The sequence below is a fragment of the Bacillus sp. 5mfcol3.1 genome (assembly GCF_900114335.1).
In the GTDB taxonomy this organism is placed as follows: Bacteria; Bacillota; Bacilli; order Bacillales; family Bacillaceae_G; genus Bacillus_A; species Bacillus_A thuringiensis_S.
The window spans coordinates 1,304,250-1,330,878 of the sequence record NZ_FOST01000001.1; the positions used below are offsets into that span (position 1 = coordinate 1,304,250).

The following is a 26,629-nucleotide window of genomic DNA, read 5'->3' on the forward strand; positions in this document are numbered from 1 at the left end:
GGGGAAGGAGAAATGCTTTGTGCAAAAATCACCATATTTTCAGCGCTCTCCGCGTGTGAAAGTAGATATACCAACAGGGGATGTTATTATTCATGATCCGCCAAATATACCAGAAGAACCTAAATTTTCTATTGAAACAATGTTATTACCAGCGATGATGACAATTTTAACATTGATATTGTATTTTGTGATGATGAAATTTATGAAGATGAATGCAAGTTATATGCCACTTATGATGGTTTCGAGTATCCCAATGTTAGGATCGTATGCAATTACAACGATGGGGCATTTCCGTAAAAAGAAAGAACATAGGCAAATGGTGGAGCAGTTACAACAAAGATATTTGGAGCAAATTCAAAAGCATCGAGTGGAGTTAGATACGTTAAAGGTTGAACAAGCGAAATATTTAATAACACAAAATCCAAGTCCACTAAAGAGTGTACAAAGAATTGAAAATCGAGAAAGTAATTTATGGGAGCGAACACCTGAAAGCCCAGACTTTTTAGATATCCGTATTGGAACAGGTGAGAGACCATTTTATGTTGAATTGAAAGTGCCTGAACAGCAAGGTTATGAGGAAAATCCATTAATCACAGAAGCACAAAATGTGAAAAGAGATTTTAATACAATCCCTAATGGTCATATTTCAATATCATTGAAAAAAAATGATGTAATTGGTGTGGTTGGCAATAAAGAAGATCGATTGAACTTCACTCGAATTGTAACGACGCAAATTATGACACATCACGCTCCAAATGAAGTGAAAATAGCAGCCTTCTATCATGAGAAGGAAAAGAAAGAATGGGATTGGATGAGGTGGATTCCTCATGTGTGGGATGAGCAGAGAAGCATGCGTTTTTTATCTGAGAATCAACAAGAAGCGCAGAAATTAGCTGAAGCGTTGTTCACACCACTTAATATGCGTAGAATTTATAATTCCTCTGCACAGGTAGATGCGAAAATACCTTTAATCCCAATGTATGTTTTTTTCTTATCCGCGAGAGAATTTTTAGAAGATGATCCTATACTTCCAATGTTACTTAGAGAAGGGGAAAGTGTCGGAGCATCTACATTTATATTTGCAGAACAGAGAGAACGATTGCCGATGGAATGTGATCTTGTTATTAGCTTAAACGGAGAAAATGGTGAGTTAGTAGAAACATTTTCAAGCTCAGCTGAAAATAGCGGGACAACGCGTGCTAGTTTTAAAGTAGACCGACTTTCATTTGAACGATGCGAATCAGGTGCGCGAAGTATTGCTCCTATTCGAATGAAAAGTTCTACAGCGGCTAACATACCGAAAGTATTAACTTTTTTAGATTTGTTCCAAGTGAAAAAAATGGAAGAGTTACAGGTGCTAGAGAGATGGAATAAAAATCGATATCCGACTTCATTGCCGGTTCCAATAGGTGTAAGAGAAGGAAGTAAACCTGTGTTTCTAAATATTCACGATAAAATTGAGAAGAAAGGACATGGTCCGCATGGTTTAATGGCTGGTACAACAGGTTCAGGGAAAAGTGAAGTGATCCAGTCTATTATAGCAGCGTTAGCGGCTACCTATCATCCTCATGAGATGGCATTTATGCTTATCGATTATAAGGGTGGCGGAATGTCAAACACGTTTGCAGGATTACCACATATTATCGCATCTATTACAAACTTAGAAGATCCGAACTTAATCGAGCGTGCAAGAATATCATTAAAGGCGGAATTAGAGAGAAGACAAAAATTGTTTATTCAGGCTGGAAATGTTCAACATTTAGATGAATATTATGAAACAAGCTGGCGTGAAAAAGAACCTTTGCCACATTTATTTATTGTCATTGATGAGTTTGCTCAAATGAAAAAGGAACAACCAGAATTTATGGACGAACTAATTAGTGTTGCTGCAATAGGAAGGACATTAGGAGTTCACTTATTATTAGCTACACAAAAACCTTCAGGGGTTGTAAATGATAAGATTTGGAGTAACTCACGTTTTCGAATTTGTTTACGTGTACAAGATGACGCCGATAGTCGTGAAATGTTAAAAATTCCAGATGCTTCTAAAATTAATGTACCGGGAAGAGGTTATTTACAGGTTGGAAGTAATGAAATATTGGAATTGTTCCAATCTGCATGGAGTGGAGCACCTTATAATCCAGATGAAGAGAAAGTTCTTGCTGTTGTTGATTTTACAGAAGTTAAGCTTTCGGGTGAAAGAATAAAAGTGAAAAAGCGCCCAAAACCAATGACAAATAGTCCAAAGCAATTACAAGCGTTTATTCACTATATACAGAACGTATCGGAGAAAGAAAATATTAAAGCATTGCCAGGGCCGTGGTTGGCACCTTTACCAGAAAAATTATTATTAAAAGAGTTTTATGAAATGGAAAATTGGACTGCTGATGTATGGAATAAGGAGAAAGAAAATTTACAAATTACGGTTGGATTAATTGATGATGTCGGAAATCAAGCGCAGTATCCTTTAAAGCTCGATTTAAAAGAAGGCCATTTAAATATATATGGTATGCCAGGAACAGGAAAAACAACGATGTTACAAACGATCATTATGTCCCTAGCAGTATCTCATACACCAGCTGAAGTGAATTTTTATATTATTGATTTTGGACGTATGTTTTTAGATTTTAGAGATTTACCTCATATAGGCGGGATTGTACAAGAGGACGAATATGAAAAAATGAAACGTTTATTTGGTTTTTTGAAGAAAGAAATTACAGAAAGAAAAGAGAGTTTTTCTAACATCGGTGCAAAGTCATTTTCTATGTATAATCGAATGGTCGGAAAGAAAGTTCCTGCTATTGTTGTAATGGTAGATGGTTATATAAGATTTAAAAATGAATTTGAAAAAGAGAATGAAATATTAGAAATGTTATTACGAGAATCAAGCACATACGGCGTGTACTTTTATTTCTCGCTTAATCAAACAATTGATATGTTTGATCGTGTTCGTAATAATATACCGATGGCAATTACATTTGAATTGCAAGATAGAACTGAATATCATAGTTTAGTTGGTAGACCTAATTTCCCATTAATCGAAGTTCCTGCTGGTCGTGGGTTAATGAAAGGACAACCGCCTGAATTGTTCCAAGCAGCATTGCCGTTTATTGGTGAAAGTGAATTAGAATATTCACAGCAGTTAAAAACGATTATTCAAACAATGAGCAGTGAATGGAATGGTGAAAAAGCAAGAGAGATTCCAATGGTTCCTAAAGAAATATATGTAGAAGATTTAGTTGGGCGATTAAAACCAGCTCAAATTTCTGCAGGAGTTGAAACAGACGATATTCGTTTACAAAGTTTTTCATTGGACGAAATGAATCATATATTTATCGGTGGAAGAATAGAAGGTGGGAAAACATCATTATTACAAACACTTCTGTTCTCTACTGCTTATCAATATTCTCCGGATGAAGTCGAATTATACTTAGTAGATTTTGGTGAAAGACCTACAGGTATTTTAGCTCTTGGAGATTTGCCTCATGTAGAGAAGAGGTTTACAGATGGTATACAATTAAAAGAAATGTTAGATGATTTACTAGAAGTAATAAATAATAGAAAAGTAGTTATGCCATCTTTAGATTCAAAAGAAGAAGTGGAGATGCCATATAAAAAAATAATTATTGCAATTGATGATATTGATCAAATGTTAGCGATATTATCTAACGACTTTGATTCGAAAAATAAAATGGAACAAATAGTTCAAAATTGTAAAAATAAAGGGATTCATTTTATTGTGGCCGCTACAACGTCTAGTGTAAATAGCTATTCTCATGAAAAATGGTTTACAGAAATTAGAAAGAGAAGTTTTGGTTATTTATTAGGTACGACTCAAAATAGTGATGTCTATTTCTTTAATATAAAGCTTCCACATACTGAGATGGATCGAGAATTATCTAGTGGGGATGGATATTGTATACGTAGAAAGCCAATGAAAATAAAATGTGCATATACACCACCACATTTACTTTACAAAATGACAAATAAAATTATTGTGAAATGGTCAGAATTAAAGGTTAAATAATATTAAAAAAGGGTTAAATTACAAGAAAATAGAATTTTTTTGTAATTTACCCCTTTTAAAATTGTTCGAATATAGTTTATAATCTAATTGTTGTATCATTTAAGAATTGAAAGGGGAAATATATACAATGGCAGAAATTAAAATTACACCAGAAGAACTTGAGCGAATTGCTAGTAACTTTACAAACGCAGCTGGGGAAGCTCAAAACCAAATTAATAGACTTGAAGGTGACATTAATAGTTTAGAAGGACAATGGGCTGGGGCAACACAAGCGAAGTTCCGAGGCGAATTTGCTCAATCTAAACAAGCGATGCAACAATACATTCCAATTTTAGAAGGTATTTCATCAGAATTAAAACGTATTTCTGATAAATTCCGTAACACAGATAACGCATATTAATAATAGAACAATTGCAAAAGACCAGGAGCTATTGTTCCTGGTCTTTTCTTTAAAAATTGTCATATGAGAGTAAGGGGATAAAATGGGATTCCGACCAGAAGTAGGAGAAAAAATTATTTTTAATAAAGATGTTTATCGTTTTGAGAAACATCCAGCAGTTATTGGGATTGAAATGCCATATGGGCAAGAGGGAAGACAAGGAACAGTTTATCAATTACAACATGAAAATGGTGTGGAACGAATTGCGTTAAAAGTTTTTAAAGAGCGCTATCGTGATGAAAAACATCAACTAGCATTTTTAAAGCCACTTTCCTCCTTAGCTGGTCTTAAAGTATGCTCACGCTATATCGTTACTACAGAAGAACATACATCTGCTATCGAAAAATCAGAAGATCTTGCTAATAGTATTGTAATGCCTTGGATTGAAGGGCCAACTTGGGCTGATATTTTACAAGAACAACGAGTGTTATCAAAAGAACAATGTTTCTTTATTGCAGAAGCATTTCTTACAACACTTAAAATGATGGAGGAAAATGAGGTTGCTCATAATGATCTATCATCCAGTAATGTACTCATACCTTTTTTAAGTGAAAATCCAATTGAAGGCCAACATTATATTGAACTTGTTGATGTTGAGCAAATGTATGGACCAAAAAGTAAAAGACCTTCATTATTGCCAGCAGGTTCAGCGGGTTATGCACCAGTGTATTTGGAAAATGGGATATGGCAAAAAGAAGCCGACCGTTTTGCTGGCGCCATTTTATTAGGTGAAGTATTAAGTTGGTGTAGTGAGGAAATTCGAAATAACAAATGGACGGATGCAAGTTACTTTAAAACGGAAGAAATGCAGACGGAATGTGAAAGATATACGTTACTTCAGCAAGAATTGCATAATCAATGGAATGGGGAAATCGCACAGTTATTTAATCAAGCATGGAATAGTAACACTTTCGCAGAATGTCCAAGCTTTGCACAATGGTACGATGTATTTCATAGTGCAAGAGAAATAGTAAAAATTGATGCGAAAAGGCAGTCAGAAGAAGAACACTCTCTTTTTGTATCGAAATGTTTGGAAATTGCAAGATTATTAGAAGAGAGAGGATTTAAACAAGCGGCATTATATGAATATAAAACAATTTTTAATTCACTCAATCCATCAACAGCTCTAAAACAAGAACTCGCATATATTATTCAACTACTAGAGAATCAAGAATCTGAAATAAATCAAAAAAAAGTGCTGCAAAGTTATGTGGAACTAGCTACTGAATTGGAGCGAGAAAATAATAAAGAGTATGCTTGTTTCGTCTATTCACGAATCGTACAATTTCCAAACATTGATCATGCGTTAAAAAAGGAAATTGAAAGCATTATTAAAGAGATAAAAGAAGAAAAAGAGCCACCGATGCCAGAAATAGCAGCTACAATCACAGTTCCAAATAGCATTTTACAGAGCCGTAAACAAACAAAAAAACAAGTTGAATATGATATAGATGATGAAATTTTAAATGCAAAAGCATCGAATCAACCTCTTACATTAACGCATGAACAAAAAGAACCGTCCGCCTTCTCAATATGGTGGAACAAGAATAAAAAACGGGTTTTGATTATTGGCTCAATTGTAGTAGTTGTTATAGGTGGTTCAACACTATTTTACTTTTATACAACAAATGCTAAATACCAAAAATTTATGGGACAAGCACGCCAAGCCTATCATGATAAAAAATATATAAAAGCAGAAGAAGCTGTTGGTCATGCGATCGCAGTGAAAGGAAAAGATGAAGCTCATCTTCAGCTAGCAACGATTTACATTGCTGAAGGGAAAAATAAAATTGCAATCGACTACCTTACAAAATTAATAAAAGATAGAGAAATAGATAAAGAAAATAATGAAGCAGCATATCTATTAGCTTCAGCGAATTTCCGTATAGGAAAATATCAAGAAGCAGTTCCGAATTTCGAACAAGCATTAGCGAATAATGCAAAAGGAATTGAACCATATAAAAAAGATGCGATGCGAGATTTAGCTGTAAGTCATATGAAAATGAAAGAATTTGAAAAAGCAGAAGATGTTATTGTCAAAATGAGTACGAAAACAAATGAAGATAAGGCAATTGTTTCATATTTAAAAGGACAACTAGCAACTGCAACTGTGCAATTAGATAAAGCAGAATCTTTCTTTAAGGAAGCCATTATGGAAGATTCAAAGAATGCTATATATGCAATTGAACTTTCGAATTTATATGTACTTTGGAATAAAACAAATTTAATTGATAGTGCAAAAAAAGAAGTGAATTATCAACAAGCATCGCAAGTATTACAAGCTGCAATTCAAAAAGATACGAAAAATATAGAGTTACTAAATCAATTAGGAATTGTATATTATGAAGCTGGTCAATTTTATGAAACACGAGATGGCGGAAAAAGTAATGCGGCGTATCAACAAGCGTTAGAGGCTTACAATAGAGTTGTTAACAACGGGACTCGTGACACAAATACGCTTGTGAATATAGGGATTTTATACGACAAAGTGGGACAAGGAAATGAAGCAGAGAAATTTTTCACGGAAGCATATTCACAAAATGATGAAGATCCGCATGTGAATTTTGCATTCGGGATGTTTAAAATTAAACAAAAAAAATATGAAGAAGCGAGTCGTTTCTTAAGAAAAACGGTACAAGCAAATGAAAATGAAACTGAAGTAAGAGCAGCACAAGAAAAACTAACAGAGATGAAAACAAACGGCTGGATTCAATAAAGATGTGAAAAGGGGAAGAAACATGGAAGAAAACAACAACAATCTAGGAAAAAAAGTTGCTATATCAGTAATGTCGGTGGCTTTATTTGGAACGTCAGGATATCTTGTTTATGACAAAGGCTTTAGTACAGCAGGAAGAGAAACGGTAAAACTAGCAAGTAATACAGAAGAGAAAAAAGATGACCGTATTACAGGAAGTAATTTACAGTCTATGTTCCCAAATTTAGTTGCCGATCCTGCAAAAAAAGATGATAAACCTGGGGAAAAACCAAACATTAATTTAGCAGACTTAATCGGAAATAATAAATCACCGATTACACCAGTGACGTATAAGCCAGATGATGTGTCGGTGGAAAAGAAAGATCCACAAATCAAATTATCAGATGCACCAGCGCCACAAAAGCCGGAACTGCCAACTAATATGGGTGGTCCTGTGGTGGAGCCGAGTAAAAATTTGCCGGATAGTTTGGTGGATACGGGGAAAACACCAGGTGGTGATAAGGAACTAGAAAAACCAAAACCGGATGGTGATAAAGAGCCGGAAAAACCAAAACCAGATGGTGATAAGGAACCAGAAAAACCAAAACCAGATGGTGATAAAGAACCAGAAAAACCAAAACCGGATGGTGATAAAGAGCCGGAAAAACCAAAACCAGATGGTGATAAAGAACCAGAAAAACCAAAACCGGATGGTGATAAGGAACCAGAAAAACCAAAACCGGATGGTGATAAGGAACCAGAAAAACCAAAACCACCAGTGCCACACGATCAAATTACAGTATCACCAATAACGGGAGATATTTTAGTTGAGTGGTATGCTGGGAATGGAGAGAGGTATTCATCTGTATTCTTTAATGAGTATTATGGAAAAGGGCAAAATTCTGACACGTTAAATAGTAGGGCTAAATATTCGGAGGAAAATAAAGAGTTAACACTTATATCTCAATTGAATGCATCTTCAAATGCACAGACAGTTGCTGATCATAGATTAACATTGGACAATTTGGGAGAAATTTTAGCTAATAAGGAGAATTATTCGAATCAAAGTGAATTATTTTATTTACGTAACCAAATGAATACACTTAAGGAAAAAGTTACAACCCAACAAGAATTACAAGATTATTTAAAAGAAAATAAGAAAGAGTATATTCAATCAGTTGCAAAGTTAGTATACGATAAGGCTGTACAAGAGGAGGATGTTTGGTTAAATAACCAAACAGATATAGCTTCTCTAGAACAATCTTTAAGTAAATATTACTTAGTTACTTCGGTGCTTGAAAGCGTGGATCCTAAATTAGTAGAGGCTGCAAATCAACGTGTAGAAAAGATTTTCTATAAACTATTACAAGAAGAATTAAAAAATATTAACATCGAAGCACCAGTAGTGACATCTAAAAATGATGCAAAAGAAAACGTAAGTCCAGAAAAAGAAACTGTAACTAGCAGTAATGGAGGACAAGTGGTTGTTAAAGAAGATAATACGAATAAAACTGGGGCGTCAGAAATAGCTAGTGAGAAAGAGAAAAAAGATCAATTAATTGAAGCTAATAAAAACAACAAAGAAAATACGAAAGAAGTAAATCATAAAGAAACAAATAGCAATGATGCAGATGGTCAAATGAAACCAGAAAAACCAGAAAAACCAGAAAAACCAGAAAAACCAAATCCGATCAATCAAGCGATTGAGAAAATTGAAACATATTTAACCCCTGAAAGTCTAAACTATGAAAATGCTTTACTATTAGCAAATCAATGGATTGATGTCGCAAAAGACCAACAAAAAGAAAAATTAAATCAGCAATTTAGTATAGCGGTAGATGGGCTTAGGGGACAGATGAAAGACCCTGAACTTTCAGTGGAAGATGCCTTAAAGAAAGCAAACCTATTAGCAAGTACGGCAAGGGTAGAACAATCTGTTCGAGATGAAGCAAATAAAATGTTAATGCCACTTATGTTTGAAAGAAAAGCAAATGAGGCTGCAAATAAAGGAGAATATTATACAGCTGTATTGAATATTGCTAATGCAATTCGTACAAAGCATCCATTAGAGCGTTCAAGAGAAGAAATGGTGAATTATGCAAATAAACTATGGGAAAAAACAGAAGTTGAATGGGAGCAAATCAATGGAACACCAGATTGGCAAGAAAAGGCTGAGAAAACTGTACTTCCATCGTATACATTATTGGCACAGTTGAAAGATATCGATAAAACAATTGAAAAAATCGTTGGTATGAGTGTTATTGACAATGCGTCGAAAAAGATGGAGGGAATCCAACTAATAGAAGTAGCAAATACAAAAGCGAATCAGAACGGAAAGCTTTACGAAGCTTTACACTATTATGGACAAGCTTCCTATCGTGGGGTTAATGATAAAAAAGGATTTTCGGATGTCGCAAATCGCGTATTAAAAGAAGGGTGGGAAATTGAAAAGAGTAATTACCTATCAGCTTTAGAAATCTATCAAATTCTTTATAAAACACCGGGGATTGAAATGACTGGAGTGAAAGATAAAGCAAAAGTTGCCATTGAATATTTAAGTACATTTGATGCTGCTAATAAAAAGGCTACTCGTATAAACACTATTGAAGATTTAGCATCAGTAGTTGAGCTAACTCATCAAGCGATGAACTTAGGATATCAGCAGGCACCTGCAAAAGAATTTATGAAAGTTGTCTCTGAAAAAATGTTACAAACAGGTAAAGGGTATTTAGACAAAAATGACAACAATAATGCATATAAATGTTTTGAGTTTTTAACTCGACCACAATATGCAACAACGATTGATGGAGAATTGCGCCAAAAAGCAATGGAGAATTTAGAAAAAGTAAAAGCTATGGATGCTCAAAAATAAGTAGATAATAAGTTCGCCATCTTATCTCAAGTAAGATGGCGAACTTTATTCCAAATAAGGAGTGAAAGTTAATGAGTTTACTAGAAATTAGTCCATTAGATGAGGCGTTAGTGGAAGCGTTGCAAAATGAAGAAAAAAGAGGCTATTTTTATGAAATATTACAGAAATCAAATTTATTCGTTGTTGCTTCTGTCGAAGGGGATACAAGTGTAGATGAAGAAGGAAATTTGATTTCTACTAATAATACACAATTACAAATTCATTATTTTGAAATGGAAGAAGGATTAATGTTACCACTGTATTCGGATTTAAAGCATCTAGAAATGGTTATTCCAGAAGAATGTCCGTATGTCTCTATGAATGCAGTTGAATTATTAAAAACAATAGATTTAGAGGCAAATGTAATATTAAACCCAGGAACAAAATTTCAAAAATTATTTGTAAAGGAAGAAATTGAAGCGATTTGTGATAACAGTATTTTTGATGTTTTCTCTAAAGAGAATAAGTAAAAAATGATGCAGTTCTATTTCTTTTTGGTATAAAATAGAGGAAGGTGGGAGAAGGTTTGGAGATTAAAGTCAAACCTGAACAACTCGAACAAATTGCCAAAAACATATCAGAGATGCAAACACACAGCCAGACCATACAACAAAATCTCAATCAATCTATGTTTAGTATTCAAATGCAATGGCAAGGAGCAACGAGTCAGCATTTTTATGGGGAATATATGAGATCAATGAGACTCATGGAATCTTACATACGTAACTTACAAGTTACAGAAAAAGAATTACGGCGTATCGCTCAAAAGTTTCGTCAAGCAGATGAAGAATATCAAAAGAAACAAAATGAAAAATTGAAAGAAACCCATAAAACAGAAAAGAAACATGAAAAATCATGGTGGAAAAAGGGCGTAGAAGGAGCAGCTGAATTCATTGGAGTAAATGATGCAATTCGTGCAGTTACCGGTAAAGACCCTATTACAGGAAAAGAATTATCATCAAAAGAAAGACTCATCGCCGCAGGATGGACGCTCCTAAACTTTGTTCCTGTTGGAAAAGTGGCAAGTCTTGCTGGAAAAGGAATAAAGTATGTCGCTTCTAGCTTTGGGAAGACGATTGTAAAAGCAGGAAAAAAACTAGGCGAAGGCGTAACAATGGTAGCTGGAAAAGCTGGAAAAGCTGGAAAAGCAGCTGTCGATGGCATAAAAACAGCCAGCCACAAAGTAAAAGAGGGTGTAAACTTTGTAGCCTCCACAGCAAAAGGATTTGCCGACAAAATCGGAAATCTATGGAACAAAGGCGCCACAACCGTAAAAACAACCTTCTTGCAGGGGAATGAAAAAATCCAGCACGCAGTAAAAACATTACTGGAATACAAATGGATCCCAGGCGAGGGAAAAGGCTTCGCCATGGCTGGAGTAGGAAATGTCTCAGGAGGAGGACAGTATTCTCTGAAAGAGGCTTATCAGTATATGGAGAGTAAGGTTGTTAAGGGTACGGGTAAAGGTAGTAATACAAACCCAAACAAAATTAAACTAACTTCAGAACGAGAAGAATACTATCGAAAGAAAATAGATGAAGCTAAAGCGCGAGGAGATTATAAAGCAGCAGATGATATTAGATATGATCGTCATTGTGAAGAAACGAAAAAACCTTTAGAGCGTAAAGATTGGGATGCTAGGACTGAAAATTTAAGAAAGAGCCAAGAGCGTGGAAGAGAAGAAGAAATAAAAGGGAGAAAAGCTTTGGGAGAACATCTTGATCGCCAATTAGAGGACAATAATGCTGGTGAGGTTGTTACATATACATCTAGTGAAGGGCATCTTACGCGTCCAGATAGCATTGGGCGTAATGATAAGGGGGAAATTGATTTAGTTCATGATCACAAACACAAAATGGGTGAAAAAGAGCAAACTATTCATAACGACAGCCAAATGCGAGCTGAAAGAGAAATGCTCGAAGATAAAAATGGGAGTCATGTTGTGACAATATCAAGTGACAAACCCGATTTAAATGGGATTCCTCCTAAGCCAAGACCAAGTGGGCCTTTAGGAGAAAAGAGTGAGATTTACTATACTGACCCAAGTAGTGGAAAAGTGACTCATAAATGGGAGGGCAATTCACGTTTACCTGGTGGAGGCCGATGGAAAAAACTATGAATAAAAATTATTATGTGACTATATTTTTTAGTATTAAGGGGGATATACATGAAACCTGATTTTTTCTCAATTACAATGTATCCTACAGTATCTTTTAACGAAGAAGAAGTATTAGGTCGTCTTTTGGATGTGTTTGAGTCAAATGAAAAATTTGCTCCTACTCATTGGGGTAACAGTGAAATGGTACGAGTAGAATATAATCGTCAGGAAATCCTGGAAAAAGTAGTTTCAGAGCATAAAGTATCAGAAGTTTACCTTTATCGTGATAAATCGGTGAACTATAGTGGGAGTTTCGAAGTTAACTGGAGTCATCGCTCATTTTTGAAGTTTGAGTTTCATAAATCGATACCTAAAAAATTATGGCCTGCTTTTTTTGAGTTATCTGACCAAATTGCAGAAATTGCGAAACCAAGTTATGGAGTAACTCAAATTTTTTGGCCTTTATCATATCCGTGGAATACCCAACGTGAGCGATTACAAATGTGGATGGAAATATCTTCCCAACCAATACCAGTTAGGTTTCTTCCTAACGGTCCCTTAGGGATAGGGGCTAGAACATACTTTAGCGGTCATATTTTAGAAATGTTTGATAAGGAATTATTACAAAATAGTCCAGCTGTGGTATCTGAGCTAGATTGGGGTGGCCTTTGTATTGATATTTTAAATAATCCATTAGAGAGTGATAGTGATACATTACTTGATAATTGGCTACAAGTAATGAAGTATTTGGAACAAGCACAAGTAATGGCTATACCAAGTTTTGATGAAGATCAGATGGGGGTAACTTATTCTCCAAATGTTGCTTGGAAGGACTATCTGAAAAGCTAAATGAAAGGAGATCATAATAATGAATGAGAATGGTAATGGTAATGATAGAATAAGAGTCATGGAAATATTAAATAGATCTCAATACAATGATGAGGTTATAGATCAGTTAGATATGAGTGATTTAGACCTTACTTTTTCAGATTTGTCAGAGGTAATGGCAGAGCGTATCATGGCAAAACGAGTTCTGTTAAGAGCTTCTTCATTAATGAGAGCATCGTTTTTTGATTGTGATTTTGAGTTTGCTGATTTCAGAAGTTGTAATTTAGAGGAAATACACATTGCAGATTGTAGGTTTGGTGAAGCGGATTTCTCTACATCGAATATGAAATATGCAAAATTGAATATAAGTAGTTGTTTTGAAACATGTTTTGACGAAGTTGATTTTTCATATGGAGAATTAGTTGGAACAATTTTAAATCATGCTACTTTTCGCCATGCAAATTTATCTGGAATCAATGCTAAACAAGCAGAGTGCACTGGGACGGATTTTAGTAGTGCCAATCTTACTGATGGTAACTTCGAAAAAGCGTATTTGGAAAATGCTAATTTATCAGAAGTAGATGCTAGAAATGCGGATTTAACAAATGCAGATTTAACAGGAGCGACCCTTTTAAATGGGAATTTTATGGATGCGGATTTTACCGGTGCCAAACTTGACAATGTAGTTTGGAAGGGAGCAAATGTGGAAGGTGCTAAGTTTGACGAAGGTGTTAAGGAACAAGTATTGCAAATGATATAGAGGTTTATTTTGAATTCTGTGTAAACTTGCTGAACAGACTTGATCGACATACGTAGAAGGCTTATTCTAACTCGAAATTTGAGGAGGAGTAAGCTTTTTTGCATCATGCTAAAAAATAAAAAGAGGGAAAAGCCAATGTTAAAATGCGTATATTCAGAGGCTACTCAGTACTGAATGATATACTTCCAGAAAAATTTATAGTTAATTACCTTATTAATGGTAATCCTGGTCTTAAAGTTCTTAAAAATTAATCTAAGGAGTGAGAAGATAGTATGAAAGAATTTGAAGATAGATTTATTGAATTGCAAGCTGATATGATATCTAGTAGTTTCTTTTATTTAATTAACAAAAAGTATGTAGAGTGTCATAAGGTTAATGATGCATTGGAAAATGGAGAAGAAAAATATGATGTATCTCCAGAACGAATGTTTTAGGTGCTACAAATTATAGGTGAAGATATCGAAGAAATTGAAACATTATGCAAAGAATACGAAAAAGATATGCCAACTGAGATGAAATTAATATACGATGCTAAGAGTGGTAAGTTTAAAGCTGAATATAAGTATGATTTAATACATACAAATGAGGATATAAAAACGGCTGATGATTTTGCTGATGAGTGGTTTGAGGAAGTGAAAAATAATAACCTCTAAAAAATTTACAGTAATAGATATATCTAAATTGAATTAATAACTCATGAAAGTTGTACCATCATGGAGTACTATGTGCAATGATAGAGTAGAAAAAGAAGTACGAGTTTAGGCGAGATGATATTTTACCGGGGGATAAATATAAACCACATAGACTGTATATGAAACTAACGAACTTGTACAAACTCGTAAGTTTTAACATAGTATTTGTCATGATGTACAAAAGGCGTCATACTGTTACTACAAAACTTATAAATTTATGCTACTTAAAAACATATGAACTTAAAGCACTTGATTGTTAATTAAAGGCAACAAGTGCTTTTTTGCGTTTTAGCGTAGAAATTTAAAAGAGCATTATAATTTTATTAGTGCATTAAGTGTTAAATTTTTATTGTTGTTTTATAGATTGTAATGGCTATGTACAGTGTACGACGATAGTAGAGGGAAAACTAAAGGGGTGTATTATTTTTTGAAGTCATCGTAAAGTACGTTTTAACGGAAGGACAAGTACGTGATGGACTACAAGCACTATTGTCCGATATGGCAAAAGTATTAATACAACGAGAACTAAAGAAATATGAAGTAGATGTGAAGGCGATTGAACAATCTATAGTATTTACACATGATCCAAATGACTTTTTGGTGAATGGCATGTTAGAGCTATTAGACCAATATTAACGTCTTGAGAAATCTTTTTCGACAAAAAAATAATATATCCCTTGACAGTTACAAATATAACCGATATACTTCATATTAATTTCAAAAGAAAATATATTCTAAATATTAAAATGTGTTGAATAGGAGTAGTAAGGTCATGTATTTGTACAGAGAGCTATGGGTTGGTGCGACATAGTCAAATGACATCCTGAACTCGCCTAGGAGCAGTAAGGTGGAACGGAATCACATTCTTAGTAAATCTTAACGGTTAACCTTCGATATTAGGTTTGTAATCAAACGATTACTACTAAGGTGGATTCATAATGGAATCAATAAGGGTGGTACCGCGTTAAGTAAATGGCTTAGCGTCTCTTTATATAGAGATGCTAGGCCATTTTTTTATTATATGGAAGAAGAAATGGAGGGTTTATTTGGATAGGTCTATAAAATTTATTTATTTATATAAAAAGATTTAATTAGGAGGAAAATGAGATGAAACAGACGGAGCAATGGACTTCGAAATTAGGTTTTATAATGGCAGCAGCCGGATCAGCAATTGGACTTGGTGCGATATGGAAGTTTCCTTATATCGCTGGGAAAAGCGGGGGAGGAGCATTCTTTTTAATCTTTATATTATTTACTGTATTAATTGGGCTACCGCTACTTATAGCTGAATTTATGATTGGTCGCAGTACACAGAAACAAGCAGTTGGAGCATTTAAAAGTATCGCGCCAAATACAGGATGGCACTGGATTGGACGACTTGGCGTTGGAACGTGTTTTATACTACTTTCGTTTTATAGCGTTGTAGGTGGATGGGTGTTAATTTATTTATTCAGAGGAGTAACGGGACAACTTATTACTCCGGGACAAAATTACGGAGCATTATTTACTGAAACAATTGGAAATCCCACTTGGGCGATTATAGGACATTTCGCTTTTATGTTCATTACGATATGGGTTGTATCAAAAGGTGTACAAAATGGAATTGAAAAAGCAAGTAAATATATGTTGCCAGCATTGTTCGTTTTATTTGTCGCTCTTATTATTCGTTCGTTAACACTTGATGATGCAATGAAAGGTGTGAAGTTTTTCTTACAACCAGATTTCTCAAAGATTACTTCGGAAAGTATTTTGTTCGCAATGGGGCAATCATTCTTTGCGATTAGTATCGGGATTTCGATTATGGTCACGTATAGTTCCTATTTAAATAAAAAAGAAAGTTTACCAAAATCAGCAATAACAATTGTTGGATTGAATTTATTTGTTTCTTTATTTGCGGGTCTTGCTATTTTTCCGGCTGTATTTTCATTAGGAATGGAGCCAACAGAAGGACCTGGATTACTATTTATCGTATTACCATCAGTATTTAGTCAAATTCCACTCGGTGGATTGTTCTTAACAGTATTTCTTGCGCTATTTACATTTGCAACATTAACATCAGCGTTTTCTCTACTAGAGACTGTTGTTTCAGCATTAGCAAATGGTGAACAAGACAGAAGAACGAAATTATCATGGATTATCGGTTTCTGTATTTTCTTAGTAGGTATACCATCTGCGTTATCATTTGGAGTATGGAGTGATATTACGATTTTTGGAAAGAATATTTTTGATGCAGTAGACTTTTTATCTAGTAATATATTAATGCCGCTTGGTGCACTATTTATTAGTATTTTCGTATCATTCAAGATGGAAAAGAAAGTACTAGAAGCAGAGTTTTTTGTAGGTGGAAATTATGGGAAGAAAGTATTTATTTGTTGGGCATTTTTACTTCGATTTGTAGCACCACTCGCAATAATTATCGTCTTCTTAAATGTAATAGGGATTATTTAACATTAAATGTTATAATATTCAGTAAAAAAAGAAGATGGTGATGTTTATGACGAATTGGATAGAAACAGGAGAGTATATGAATATTAGAGGGAAAAAGCTATACGTTGAAACACATGGAAATCCTAAAAATAAGCCAGTCTTATACTTGCATGGTGGTCCAGGAGAGAGTTGTTATGATTTTTCATTGCACCAAGCGGAACGTTTAAAAGATTCTTTATATGTAATTATGATAGATCAAAGAGGTGTTTGTCGTTCAGAAAAAATTACTGAAGACGAAGCTTTTGGATTAAATGATTTGATTGAAGACTGTGAGGAATTAAAAAAAGTATTACAAATTGAGAAGTGGTCTATAATTGGACATTCTTTCGGTGGATATGTAGCATTGTTATATGCGTCGATATATCCAAGTTCAATAGAGAAAATAATATTTGAAGGGCCAACTTTCGACTTTGCATTAACAAGTAGAGCTTTGTTACAAAAGACAGGGCATTTATTAAAAAAGCATGGAAAAGAAGAAGTAGCAAAAGAGTGCTTTGCTTATTCATCTAGCAATGCTAGTTCAGAAGAGTTGTTAGAAGCTTATATAAGATTAAGCGCTGAATTAGAAGAAAAAAGAATGGAGATTTACAATTATAAGGAAGATGAAACAGACTATAGTTTATATAGTGATGAAGAGTGGGAAGTATTTTCAAATCGTTCTCAAATTCATTTTGATAGATTAAAATTAGAGGGTGCATGTCATAAATCATTATTATATAAAATAAAAGAAGTACAGAATCAAATGTTATTAATTGTAGGAAAACATGATGTAGTAACGTGTGAAGAACAAATTAAAACATTTAATAAAGATGCCCGAAATGGCAAGTATATCGTATTTGAAGAGAGCGGTCATTCACCTCATTATGAGGAAGCAGATAGGTTTGCAGAAACAGTCATACATTTTTTGAAATGAAGAAAAGGGTGCTTCTATAAATGAGAGGCACCCTTTCTATATTTCTGGATATGTGATTGTGATGTTAGGCCACTTACTTTGCCAATTCTTTTTTATAACTCTGTTTTTGTACATATGTAATCGTTCTTTCGATTCAAGAAAATGAGCTGTTGGTCTCACTTGTAAGGAAAGGACATCTTCAATACCACATGGGGCTGTTAATATGACGTTGTTTAGTTCATCAAGTGTAACTCCTAAAGCTGTTGCTGTTTCAGGAAATTTAGAAATAGCATCAACAGAAGAAGAATATGGTGGCATATTCTTCACTACATGCATACGAGCTTGATTTTTTACAGACCAAGGGATAGTAGCATCCATATTCATTAATTTCGTTTCTAATGATTGTTCGTATATCTCATCTTGATGTAGACTATCATAATAAATTACATCAACATCAGGCATAGCCGTTTTAGCTTCATAGTCATGTAAAGTATCCCAAATTTTAGAACGAACAAAGCCGGCACAAACCCACCAATCAGGTAACTCTAGTGATTTTGCCATTTGTAATACATTCATCATCCATTCGTCGTTTTCTATTAAGCGAATGATATCTTGTTCTGTTTGTATAGTCATTTGTTATCTCACCTGCTTTTTTTTAGAGAGTAAATTTAATTCATAAGCTTTATAATCCATGTAATCCAGTAAGCACCTGGTATGAATAACAGTTGAGCAAGTAATGTACCAAAAAGTCTAGAAATCATTAGCCAAGCATACATTTTACTCATTGCTTCAGCACCTTCTTCTGATTGAAGAGCTCGCTCTGTTAAAAGAGCAATACGTGGATCTAGTAGCACTGTTAATAAAATAGTAGCAAAACCATTAATAAGACCAGAAGCTGTAGTGGCTTTTGTTGCGAAAGCTGGAATTAAAAAAGAAGCATATAGTGCGGAAAGAACTCCCGCTGTATAAATTGCAGTAGCGAACATGTTAATAAGCATTATACGCTTTGGAATACCGCCGATACGCAGCCTATGAATCATTTCTAACTTTGGAAAGCGGACATATTTTTTTGTGTACTTTAATTTTTGAATGTTATTCGTTTTCATCATTCGAATGAAAGAACCGTCTGTTTCAAAGTTTTGAATGACATATCCAAATAGTTTTGTCAAAGTTGGATACAGTATAATCGCAAGCAATGTACCGATAGAAGCAGATAATAGTACAAGACGTATAATATGCTCTAAATCAATAGAAGGATCTAGTTTTGCTTCGTCCACAATCCCGCCAAGTAAAAAGGCTTGTAGTAAGTTTGACGTTCTTGAAATGAGTAATACGATTCCTACGACGGATAATGCGACAGCAATCTTCTTTAAACGAACCCCGGCTAATCGAATACTATAAGAGCTTGTTTCAACTGCGTGGATTACAATTGTGAAAGCCATTATAAAAATTAACGTAATTGACATTTGTTTCACCAGTTTCTATTAAAATAATTGTAACTTTTTTACTTTATCATATCTATCGTATTTTGTAACTGAAAGTATGTGACATATGGAAATTGATTTTTCGAAAAAATAGATAATGATAGTATAATAGGGAGAAGTGGAAGAGATGTTAGCAGTTATTTATACAGCAAATTAAGTGGAGGAATGAAACATGTATAAAACATTTCTATTTGATTTAGATGGAACTTTAACGGATCCGAAAGAAGGGATTGTAAATTCGGTTTTGTATGCGTTAAAAAAAGTAGGAATTGAAGAAGTACATATAAGTGAGTTAGATTCATTTATAGGTCCTCCTATACAGCAATCATTCGTAGAGAGATATAATATGAGTGAAGGAGAGGTTGAACGTGCAGTTTTTTACTTCCGTGAGTATTTAAAGCAGCGTGGATTGTTTGAAAATAATGTATACGAGGGGATTCTGAAGCTCTTGCAACAATTAAAAAGTTCAGGAAATCGCATATTCGTAGCTACTTCAAAGCCCACTGTATTTGCGAAACAAGTTATAGAGCATTTTCAATTAACGAATTATTTCGAAGATATCATTGGAAGTAATTTAGATGGTACGAGAATAAAAAAAGAAGAAATAATTGCTCATATTTTACAAACAAATGAAGAACTAAATAAAGAAGAAATGATAATGATTGGTGATAGAAAGCACGATATAATAGGTGCGAATCAGAATGGAATTGCTTCAATTGGTGTTTTATATGGCTATGGCTGTGAGAAAGAACTGACTGAAGTTAGTGCGACTTACATAGTGAAAGATGTTGAAGAACTGTATCATTTTTGTGCAGAAAAAAGTTTAATAAATTAGTAAATATAGATGCTAGCAATCCCTTTATAACGTATGATGAGGAATTCGTTTCTGTTTAAAGGGATTTTTCATATGTAATCGAATATTTATAATTAGACATTTTTAGCATGAAAAAATTGTATGAATAAGAGGAGGGATGTCAGAATTAAAAGATTAGTAGAAGTTTATCAATAAATTTTAGAATGTTCTGTTTAATGGAGGGGTAAAATTGGAGTTAGTTATTATATTATTAGCACTAAGTTTACTTATGTTCGTAGCATACAGAGGCTTTTCTGTTATTCTATTCGCACCGATATTTGCATTATTTGCAGTATTTTTGACAGAACCTAGTTATGTATTACCTTTCTTTTCTAATATCTTTATGGAGAAAATGGTTGGATTTATAAAGTTATATTTTCCTGTGTTTTTATTAGGAGCAATATTTGGAAAAGTAGTGGAAATGTCAGGAATTGCAGATTCTATCGCAAAAACGATTATTGAGTTAGTTGGTGAAAAACGTACTATATTAGCGATTGTATTAATGGGGGCTATTTTAACGTATAGTGGTGTTAGTGTGTATGTAGTAGTGTTTGCTGTTTATCCGTTCGCAGCTAAGTTGTTTCGACAAGCTAATATTCCAAAACGTTTAATCCCTGGAACGATTGTTCTTGGAGCAGTAACGTTTACAATGGATGCGCTACCTGGATCACCACAAATTCAAAATGTAATACCTACAACATTTTTTAAAACGGATATTTATGCTGCACCGATACTTGGGATTGTAGGAGCAATTTTTGTTCTTACATTAGGTTTACTATATTTAGAGAGTAGACGTAAGAAGGCAAAAGCAGCAGGTGAAGGGTATTTTGGTTTTAATAATGGAAATACTGAAATGGCAGCATCTTTGCAATTAGAACAAAAAAATATGCCATTAATTAATAACATTGAAATCACAAGAGCACAACAACTTATTGCATTTATACCACTTATTTTAGTAGGTGTAATGAATAAAGTGTTTACTATTATGATACCGAAGTGGTATCCAAGCGGTTTTGATTTTTCTGCAATTGGTATGAAAGCATTTGGAAAAGTAGAATTAAGTGCAGTAGTAGGAATCTGGTCTGTAGAATTGGCACTTATTATAGGGATCTTAACAACGTTATTATTATATTGGAAGCGAGTAGTAACAGGTTTCCAAGCTGGATTGAATACAAGTATTGGTGGAGCACTACTTGCAACGATGAATACAGGAGCTGAGTTTGGATTCGGTGGTGTTATTGCAGCACTTCCAGGCTTCGCAATTATGAGAGATGGTATCTCTGCTACTTTCACAAATCCGTTAGTGAATGGTGCAGTAACGACGAATATTTTAGCTGGAATTACAGGCTCTGCATCAGGAGGTATGGGAATAGTATTAAGTGCAATGGGAGATAAATTTATTGCAGCGGCCAATCAATTTGATATTCCATTAGAAGTTATGCACCGTATCGTATCAATGGCATCAGGAGGAATGGATACACTACCGCATAACGGGGCTATTATTACTATTCTTACAGTAACAGGATTAACACATAAACAGTCTTATAAAGATATATTTGCTATTACAATTTTGAAAACGGTTGCTGTATTTTTAGTTATCGCGTTCTATACTTTAACAGGACTCTATTAAACATTCGAATCGTAAAGATTCATCAAATCGATAATTTATATCATAAAATATTAATTAGGATAAGAAGGGGTGGAGTACTTGCAAGAAGTTTCTGAGTTTCGTATGCCAAAGTCGGTATTATATGGAAGGAATTCGCTTGAAAAACTGGGGGAACAATCAAAAAAGTTAGGGAAAAGAGCTTTTATAGTTACTGATACAATTATGGAGAAATTAGGATATGTTGAAAAGTGTATACAACAACTAAATAAGAAAAGTATTACTGTTAGTACATATAATAAAGTAGATGCTGAGCCTACAAATATACACGTGTTAGAAGCGTTATCTCTTTGTAAAGAGGAAAAGTGTGATTTTATTATCGGTATTGGTGGTGGAAGTTGTATTGATGCTGCGAAAGCAGTAGCGGTTTTATATACAAATGGTGGAGAAGTTGAGGATTATGTCCAAAAGGATATTGAAATAGAAAACAACCCACTACCACTTATTGCAATTCCAACAACTTCTGGTACTGGATCGGAAGTTACAAGCGTAGCAGTAATTACGAATAAAAAAACAGATGTAAAAATGATGATGAAGCATCCTAGTTTTATACCGAAAGTAGCAATTATAGATCCAGTTTTGACAAGTTCATTACCACCACAAATTACGGCAGCAACAGGAATAGATGCGTTATGTCATGCAATTGAAGCGTATATTTCTAAAGTTTCACAACCACTTACAGATGTACTAGCTCTTTCAGCTATTGAAAGTATTATGAAACATTTACGTATAGCATATGAAGATGGACGTAATATGGAGGCAAGAGAAGCGATGATGATTGCTTCCTTACAAGCTGGAATTGCATTTTCTAATGCATCAGTTACATTAGTTCATGGAATGTCAAGGCCAGTGGGAGCATTATTTCATGTACCGCATGGAATATCAAATGCCATACTATTACCTACAGTGTTAGAGTTTACAAAAACAAGTGCAATGAAAAGGTTAGCAAAAATTGGACGTAGTTTAAATAAGGATTTGTATTCAAATTCTGATGAGGAAGTAGCAGACTACACGCTTGGTGAAATAAAAAAACTTTGCTTTGATCTTCGTATTCCAAATTTAAAAGAATACGGAATCGATGAAATTGAATTTGAAAATGCTATTTCTAAAATGGCATCAGATGCAATTGAAAGTGGTAGCCCAGCTAATAACCCACGTGTTCCATCATATGATGAAATCAAAGAGCTGTATCGAGAGTGTTTTAATTATAAGTATAAAGAATTTATAAAAACATCAGATTGTTAATTTCAGAATATTCTATAAAAATTTCCTTGGAAATGAAAGTAGAATTATTCTTTAATATTTCCGTATTTTCCGTTAAAACAAGACTTTATATTCCAAACTTAAAGTCTTGTTTTATTATGTATAATATACATAATAAAACATTGCTATTAGTTTCATGAAAATAGTTTAGGTAGGTGTTTGTATGAAAACGATAGGTCTTATAGGTGGTATGAGTTGGGAATCAACTTCTGAATATTATCGAATTATTAATGAAGAAATAAAAGAGAGATTAGGAGGGCTACATTCAGCAAAATGTTTGATTAATAGTGTGGACTTTGAAGAGATTGAAAGATTCCAGTCTAGAGGAGATTGGAATGGAGCAGGTGAAGTTTTAGCGAATGCGGCGTATTCATTACAGAAGGGAGGAGCAGACTTTATAATCATTTGTACAAATACAATGCATAAGGTAGTTGGAAAAATAAAGGAGAAAATTGATATTCCAGTCTTACATATTGCTGATGCAACTGCAAAAGCAATTAAAAGAAAAGACATTCAAAAGGTTGGTCTGCTTGGAACTAAATATACAATGGAGCAAGATTTCTATAAGTCACGTATAGAAGAAAATAATATAAAAGTAATAGTACCATCAGAAAAAAATAGAAAAGAAATAAATAAAGTAATATATACAGAATTATGTTTAGGAAAAATAATATTTCAATCTAGAGAGTATTATAAAAGGGTTATAGAAGAATTAGTACAAGAAGGAGCACAAGGAATTATATTAGGTTGTACGGAAATAGGTTTATTAATAAAGCAAGAAAACGTATCAGTCCCGATATTTGATACGACTTATATACATGCAATTGAAGCAGTCAAGGTAGCTTTAGATAAATAGATTATAATTATATTATGTAAACTTAATTCATATATCTGGAAAACATTCAGAAAATATTTTATAATGTAAGTGGTTACATTTAAGGGGGAATGCGTATGTTTTCAGTTCAACCAATCGCATTTGTACATAATGAAAGAAAGGAAATAAAAGATGATGATTGGGGAGAAGTAAGATCCCGTATAACTTTAACTGAAATGTATGCAGAAGAAAGTATACAAGGGATTGAAGATTTTTCCCATATTGAAGTTGTTTTTTATTTTCATAAAGTAACTGACGAGCAAATTCAGTATTTTGCTAGACATCCTAGAAATAATAAAGATTATCCTGAAGTAGGTATTTTTGCACAGCGCGGAAAAAATCGCCCGAATCGCATAGGTGTAACAATTGTAAAGGTGATCAAAAGAGAAGGTAAATCAATTATTGTTGAGGGATTAGATGCTATTAATGGTACTCCTATATTGGATATAAAACCAATAATGAAAGAGTTTATGCCGAAAGAAGAAATACACCAGCCTAAATGGGCAACGGATATAATGAGACAGTATTGGAAGGGGAATGGAGTAAAATGAGAATATATGAGGCAACAATTGCAGATTTAGATGGACTAGCATCAGTTTTTAATAACTATCGCATGTTTTATAGGCAGGATTCTGATTTAGAAGGTGCAAAAGTATTTTTACGAAATCGAATTGAGAAAAAAGAGTCCGTTATTTTCGTAGCAGTTGAAGACGGCGAATATATTGGGTTCACACAACTATATCCATCATTTTCTTCCATTTCAATGAAAGAATTATGGATTTTAAATGATTTATTTGTACAAGCGGCGAAGCGTGGAGCCGGAACAGGTAAAAAATTATTAGAAGCTGCTAAAGAATACGCATTAGAGAATGGAGCAAAAGGTGTAAAATTGCAAACAGAGATTGATAATTTATCAGCACAACGATTATATGCTGAAAATGGTTATTTGAGAGATAATCGTTATTTCCATTACGAATTAACGTTTTAAAAAATTAAGTTGAAAGAGACATTTTCAAGAAAAAGAATTTCTTTGTAATGAGAAATTCTTTTTTATTTTTGCCTAAATTAAACATGAAGAAAACGATATTTATTTATTGTTAAACGATAAATAATATGATAAAATTATGTTATCATTAAATAAATGAGGTATTGTAAATGAATCTTAACCGAAGTTCAACAACGTTCTTAAAAGTAATTATTTTTCTTGCTGGAATTTCAGTACTTGCTTTATGCATATTTTTAGTGCCGGAAATGGCGGATTTCACAGAGAATTTGTATCCTAATATTGCTTCGATAAAATATCTTGTTTTCATTGTGATGTATGGAGCAGCTGTGCCTTTTTACGTTGCTCTTTATCAGGCTTTCAATCTTTTACAGTATATTGACGAGAACACAGCGTTCTCGGAATTATCTGTAAAATCGTTAAAGAATATAAAGCACTGTGCAGTTACAATCAGTGGTTTGTATGTATTGGGTTTGCCACTTTTTCATTTTATAGCGAAAAAAATGGACCCTCCTATTGGGTTAGTGGGACTTATTATCGTTTTTGCTTCGCTCGTTATCGCCGTTTTTGCCGCTATCCTTCAACGCCTTCTACAAGAAGCAATTAACATAAAATCAGAAAATGATTTGACAGTCTGAGGTGGTTGATATGACAATTATTATTAATATTGACGTCATGTTAGCAAAACGAAAGATGAGTGTAACGGAGCTTTCGGAGAAGGTTGGAATTACGATGGCGAATCTTTCTATTTTGAAAAATGGGAAAGCAAAAGCGGTTCGTTTTTCAACATTAGAAGCGATATGTAAAGCTTTGGAGTGTCAGCCAGGGGATATTTTGGAGTATAAAAACGATGAGAATACTCAATAAAAAAAGATAACAAATGTAAATAATAGAAGTCAATAAAGAAGGGATAGCCACTAAGCTATTCCTTCTTTACGTTAATTGCTGTTACTAATAAAAAATAAAATTTGAATTGCAATGTTTGCGTATCAAAAGGGAACTTGCTATCTTTTGAGGTGATCCGTTTTATGGAAGACAATTATTTTCCAAAAAGGCTATTTTAACTATGTTTTAAATTATTTTGAGTGAATCAAAATCTTCATTTGTATTATAGTTGATTTAAAACCCAGTTTGTTGCATCTTCAAAGTTATCTGCAATGTAGTTTGGTTCAATATGTGCCCATTTGTCTCGGTACGTATGCAAAGCATCATACCCAGCGCCTGTTCGGACTAGAATCGTTGTTGCATTTACTTTTGCTCCTGCAACAATATCAGTCCAGCGATCACCAACTACAGCACATTGTGTTAAATCAAGCCCATGTTTTTTTGCTGCTTTAAGCAGCATGCCTGTACTTGGTTTACGGCATTCACAACCATCACCGTGTTTATGAGGACATACATAAATATCATCAAAACCGAAGCCTTCTAATTCTTGTACAAAATCGGCTACAGTTGCTATTCCATCTGCGATACCAGGTTGATTTGTGAAAGAGAAAATTTTTATATTTTTAGCTTTTAGTTTTTGCAAGGATGTTTTTGTGAATGGAAATAATGTAAAAGATCCCGGATAATGTATTGTAGTGTCACCACCAATTGTACCGTCACGATCAATGAAAATTGCTTTAATGTTTGTCATAGTTATAGTCCCTTCAATTAT

General features: G+C 33.9%; 21 protein-coding genes, 2 pseudogenes and 1 other annotated feature. Of the genes and pseudogenes, 20 read left to right on the forward strand and 3 right to left on the reverse strand.

Annotation, left to right across the window (positions count from 1 at the left end):
• Positions 1 to 19: 19 nt before the first annotated feature.
• The 12 genes and pseudogenes from essC to BM089_RS06885 all read left to right on the forward strand — a co-directional run bounded on the left by essC (position 20) and on the right by BM089_RS06885 (position 17,850).
• Positions 20 to 4,027 carry a type VII secretion protein EssC gene (gene essC / locus BM089_RS06820; RefSeq protein ID WP_139213221.1) on the forward strand — a complete coding sequence of 1,336 codons (4,008 nt, stop codon included), beginning with the start codon at positions 20 to 22 and terminating at the stop codon, positions 4,025 to 4,027.
• A gap of 127 nt (positions 4,028 to 4,154) precedes the next feature.
• Positions 4,155 to 4,427 carry a WXG100 family type VII secretion target gene (locus tag BM089_RS06825; protein WP_053564631.1) on the forward strand — a complete coding sequence of 91 codons (273 nt, stop codon included), beginning with the start codon at positions 4,155 to 4,157 and terminating at the stop codon, positions 4,425 to 4,427.
• A gap of 82 nt (positions 4,428 to 4,509) precedes the next feature.
• Positions 4,510 to 7,182: a tetratricopeptide repeat protein gene (locus BM089_RS06830; RefSeq protein ID WP_090976429.1), complete on the forward strand. Its 2,673-nt coding sequence runs from the start codon at positions 4,510 to 4,512 to the stop codon at positions 7,180 to 7,182.
• A 22-nt stretch (positions 7,183 to 7,204) separates the two neighbouring features.
• Positions 7,205 to 10,033: a hypothetical protein gene (locus tag BM089_RS06840; protein WP_139213222.1), complete on the forward strand. Its 2,829-nt coding sequence runs from the start codon at positions 7,205 to 7,207 to the stop codon at positions 10,031 to 10,033.
• Between the two features lie 71 nt (positions 10,034 to 10,104).
• Positions 10,105 to 10,542, forward strand: coding sequence for an SseB family protein (locus BM089_RS06845; protein WP_053564628.1), 438 nt, complete (start codon positions 10,105 to 10,107; stop codon positions 10,540 to 10,542).
• A gap of 56 nt (positions 10,543 to 10,598) precedes the next feature.
• A complete protein-coding gene (locus tag BM089_RS31440; protein WP_139213223.1) occupies positions 10,599 to 12,191 on the forward strand; it encodes a WXG100 family type VII secretion target in 1,593 nt (530 codons plus the stop codon).
• 48 nt (positions 12,192 to 12,239) lie between these two features.
• Positions 12,240 to 13,019, forward strand: a complete 780-nt coding sequence (locus BM089_RS06855; RefSeq protein ID WP_090976435.1) for a hypothetical protein — start codon at positions 12,240 to 12,242, stop codon at positions 13,017 to 13,019.
• Between the two features lie 19 nt (positions 13,020 to 13,038).
• Positions 13,039 to 13,758 (forward strand): pentapeptide repeat-containing protein, encoded by a 720-nt coding sequence (locus tag BM089_RS06860; protein ID WP_090976437.1) that lies wholly within the window; start codon positions 13,039 to 13,041, stop codon positions 13,756 to 13,758.
• Between the two features lie 272 nt (positions 13,759 to 14,030).
• A pseudogene (locus BM089_RS06865) lies at positions 14,031 to 14,411 on the forward strand (DUF600 domain-containing protein).
• 531 nt (positions 14,412 to 14,942) lie between these two features.
• A pseudogene (locus BM089_RS06875) lies at positions 14,943 to 15,083 on the forward strand (DNA recombinase); the annotation flags it as partial.
• 109 nt (positions 15,084 to 15,192) lie between these two features.
• Positions 15,193 to 15,441 (forward strand) — a binding site (T-box leader).
• Positions 15,442 to 15,557: 116 nt separating this feature from the next.
• On the forward strand, positions 15,558 to 16,898 hold the full coding sequence (locus BM089_RS06880; RefSeq protein WP_090976441.1) for a sodium-dependent transporter: 1,341 nt from the start codon (positions 15,558 to 15,560) through the stop codon (positions 16,896 to 16,898).
• Between the two features lie 46 nt (positions 16,899 to 16,944).
• Positions 16,945 to 17,850, forward strand: a complete 906-nt coding sequence (locus BM089_RS06885; protein ID WP_090976443.1) for an alpha/beta fold hydrolase — start codon at positions 16,945 to 16,947, stop codon at positions 17,848 to 17,850.
• A 36-nt stretch (positions 17,851 to 17,886) separates the two neighbouring features.
• Here BM089_RS06885 and BM089_RS06890 read toward each other — a convergent pair whose 3' ends face one another.
• Together BM089_RS06890 and BM089_RS06895 are read right to left on the reverse strand one after the other, a co-directional pair.
• Complete coding sequence (locus BM089_RS06890; protein ID WP_090976445.1) at positions 17,887 to 18,462, reverse strand: nucleotidyltransferase family protein; 576 nt, start codon at positions 18,460 to 18,462, stop codon at positions 17,887 to 17,889.
• Positions 18,463 to 18,497: 35 nt separating this feature from the next.
• The gene (locus tag BM089_RS06895) at positions 18,498 to 19,295 is read right to left on the reverse strand and encodes a lipid II flippase Amj family protein (protein WP_000028911.1); all 798 of its coding nucleotides are present in this window, start codon (positions 19,293 to 19,295) and stop codon (positions 18,498 to 18,500) included.
• A 190-nt stretch (positions 19,296 to 19,485) separates the two neighbouring features.
• Between BM089_RS06895 and BM089_RS06900 the strand changes: the two genes are divergently transcribed.
• The 8 genes from BM089_RS06900 to BM089_RS06935 all read left to right on the forward strand — a co-directional run bounded on the left by BM089_RS06900 (position 19,486) and on the right by BM089_RS06935 (position 25,839).
• On the forward strand, positions 19,486 to 20,148 hold the full coding sequence (locus BM089_RS06900; protein ID WP_069355516.1) for an HAD family hydrolase: 663 nt from the start codon (positions 19,486 to 19,488) through the stop codon (positions 20,146 to 20,148).
• A 208-nt stretch (positions 20,149 to 20,356) separates the two neighbouring features.
• Positions 20,357 to 21,796, forward strand: coding sequence for a GntP family permease (locus BM089_RS06905; RefSeq protein WP_000424331.1), 1,440 nt, complete (start codon positions 20,357 to 20,359; stop codon positions 21,794 to 21,796).
• A gap of 78 nt (positions 21,797 to 21,874) precedes the next feature.
• Complete coding sequence (locus BM089_RS06910; RefSeq protein WP_069355518.1) at positions 21,875 to 23,077, forward strand: iron-containing alcohol dehydrogenase; 1,203 nt, start codon at positions 21,875 to 21,877, stop codon at positions 23,075 to 23,077.
• Between the two features lie 181 nt (positions 23,078 to 23,258).
• Complete coding sequence (locus tag BM089_RS06915) at positions 23,259 to 23,951, forward strand: aspartate/glutamate racemase family protein (RefSeq protein ID WP_090976446.1); 693 nt, start codon at positions 23,259 to 23,261, stop codon at positions 23,949 to 23,951.
• A gap of 95 nt (positions 23,952 to 24,046) precedes the next feature.
• The gene (locus tag BM089_RS06920) at positions 24,047 to 24,520 is read left to right on the forward strand and encodes an SAM-dependent methyltransferase (RefSeq protein WP_072938307.1); all 474 of its coding nucleotides are present in this window, start codon (positions 24,047 to 24,049) and stop codon (positions 24,518 to 24,520) included.
• Positions 24,517 to 24,957 (forward strand): GNAT family N-acetyltransferase, encoded by a 441-nt coding sequence (locus BM089_RS06925; RefSeq protein ID WP_001223866.1) that lies wholly within the window; start codon positions 24,517 to 24,519, stop codon positions 24,955 to 24,957. The genes BM089_RS06920 and BM089_RS06925 overlap by 4 nt, the downstream gene beginning before the upstream one ends.
• 167 nt (positions 24,958 to 25,124) lie before the next feature.
• Positions 25,125 to 25,610 (forward strand): DUF2975 domain-containing protein, encoded by a 486-nt coding sequence (locus BM089_RS06930; protein ID WP_090976449.1) that lies wholly within the window; start codon positions 25,125 to 25,127, stop codon positions 25,608 to 25,610.
• Positions 25,611 to 25,620: 10 nt separating this feature from the next.
• A complete protein-coding gene (locus BM089_RS06935) occupies positions 25,621 to 25,839 on the forward strand; it encodes a helix-turn-helix domain-containing protein (RefSeq protein ID WP_000152534.1) in 219 nt (72 codons plus the stop codon).
• A gap of 241 nt (positions 25,840 to 26,080) precedes the next feature.
• Here BM089_RS06935 and BM089_RS06940 read toward each other — a convergent pair whose 3' ends face one another.
• A complete protein-coding gene (locus BM089_RS06940) occupies positions 26,081 to 26,608 on the reverse strand; it encodes an HAD-IIIA family hydrolase (RefSeq protein WP_000181782.1) in 528 nt (175 codons plus the stop codon).
• Positions 26,609 to 26,629 lie beyond the last annotated feature (21 nt).

What these genes read in the sequence shown, in the direction of transcription:
- BM089_RS06900 (WP_069355516.1), top strand. Translation starts at nt 19,486, where the DNA reads ATGTATAAAACATTTCTATTTGATTTAGATGGAACTTTAACGGATCCG.
- BM089_RS06840 (WP_139213222.1), top strand. Translation starts at nt 7,205, where the DNA reads ATGGAAGAAAACAACAACAATCTAGGAAAAAAAGTTGCTATATCAGTA.
- BM089_RS06930 (WP_090976449.1), top strand. Translation starts at nt 25,125, where the DNA reads ATGAATCTTAACCGAAGTTCAACAACGTTCTTAAAAGTAATTATTTTT.
- BM089_RS06880 (WP_090976441.1), top strand. Translation starts at nt 15,558, where the DNA reads ATGAAACAGACGGAGCAATGGACTTCGAAATTAGGTTTTATAATGGCA.
- BM089_RS06860 (WP_090976437.1), top strand. Translation starts at nt 13,039, where the DNA reads ATGAATGAGAATGGTAATGGTAATGATAGAATAAGAGTCATGGAAATA.
- BM089_RS06885 (WP_090976443.1), top strand. Translation starts at nt 16,945, where the DNA reads ATGACGAATTGGATAGAAACAGGAGAGTATATGAATATTAGAGGGAAA.
- BM089_RS06855 (WP_090976435.1), top strand. Translation starts at nt 12,240, where the DNA reads ATGAAACCTGATTTTTTCTCAATTACAATGTATCCTACAGTATCTTTT.
- BM089_RS06890 (WP_090976445.1), bottom strand. Translation starts at nt 18,462, where the DNA reads ATGACTATACAAACAGAACAAGATATCATTCGCTTAATAGAAAACGAC.
- BM089_RS06920 (WP_072938307.1), top strand. Translation starts at nt 24,047, where the DNA reads ATGTTTTCAGTTCAACCAATCGCATTTGTACATAATGAAAGAAAGGAA.
- BM089_RS06925 (WP_001223866.1), top strand. Translation starts at nt 24,517, where the DNA reads ATGAGAATATATGAGGCAACAATTGCAGATTTAGATGGACTAGCATCA.
- BM089_RS06825 (WP_053564631.1), top strand. Translation starts at nt 4,155, where the DNA reads ATGGCAGAAATTAAAATTACACCAGAAGAACTTGAGCGAATTGCTAGT.
- BM089_RS06935 (WP_000152534.1), top strand. Translation starts at nt 25,621, where the DNA reads ATGACAATTATTATTAATATTGACGTCATGTTAGCAAAACGAAAGATG.
- BM089_RS06895 (WP_000028911.1), bottom strand. Translation starts at nt 19,295, where the DNA reads ATGTCAATTACGTTAATTTTTATAATGGCTTTCACAATTGTAATCCAC.
- BM089_RS06940 (WP_000181782.1), bottom strand. Translation starts at nt 26,608, where the DNA reads ATGACAAACATTAAAGCAATTTTCATTGATCGTGACGGTACAATTGGT.
- BM089_RS06845 (WP_053564628.1), top strand. Translation starts at nt 10,105, where the DNA reads ATGAGTTTACTAGAAATTAGTCCATTAGATGAGGCGTTAGTGGAAGCG.
- BM089_RS06915 (WP_090976446.1), top strand. Translation starts at nt 23,259, where the DNA reads ATGAAAACGATAGGTCTTATAGGTGGTATGAGTTGGGAATCAACTTCT.
- BM089_RS06830 (WP_090976429.1), top strand. Translation starts at nt 4,510, where the DNA reads ATGGGATTCCGACCAGAAGTAGGAGAAAAAATTATTTTTAATAAAGAT.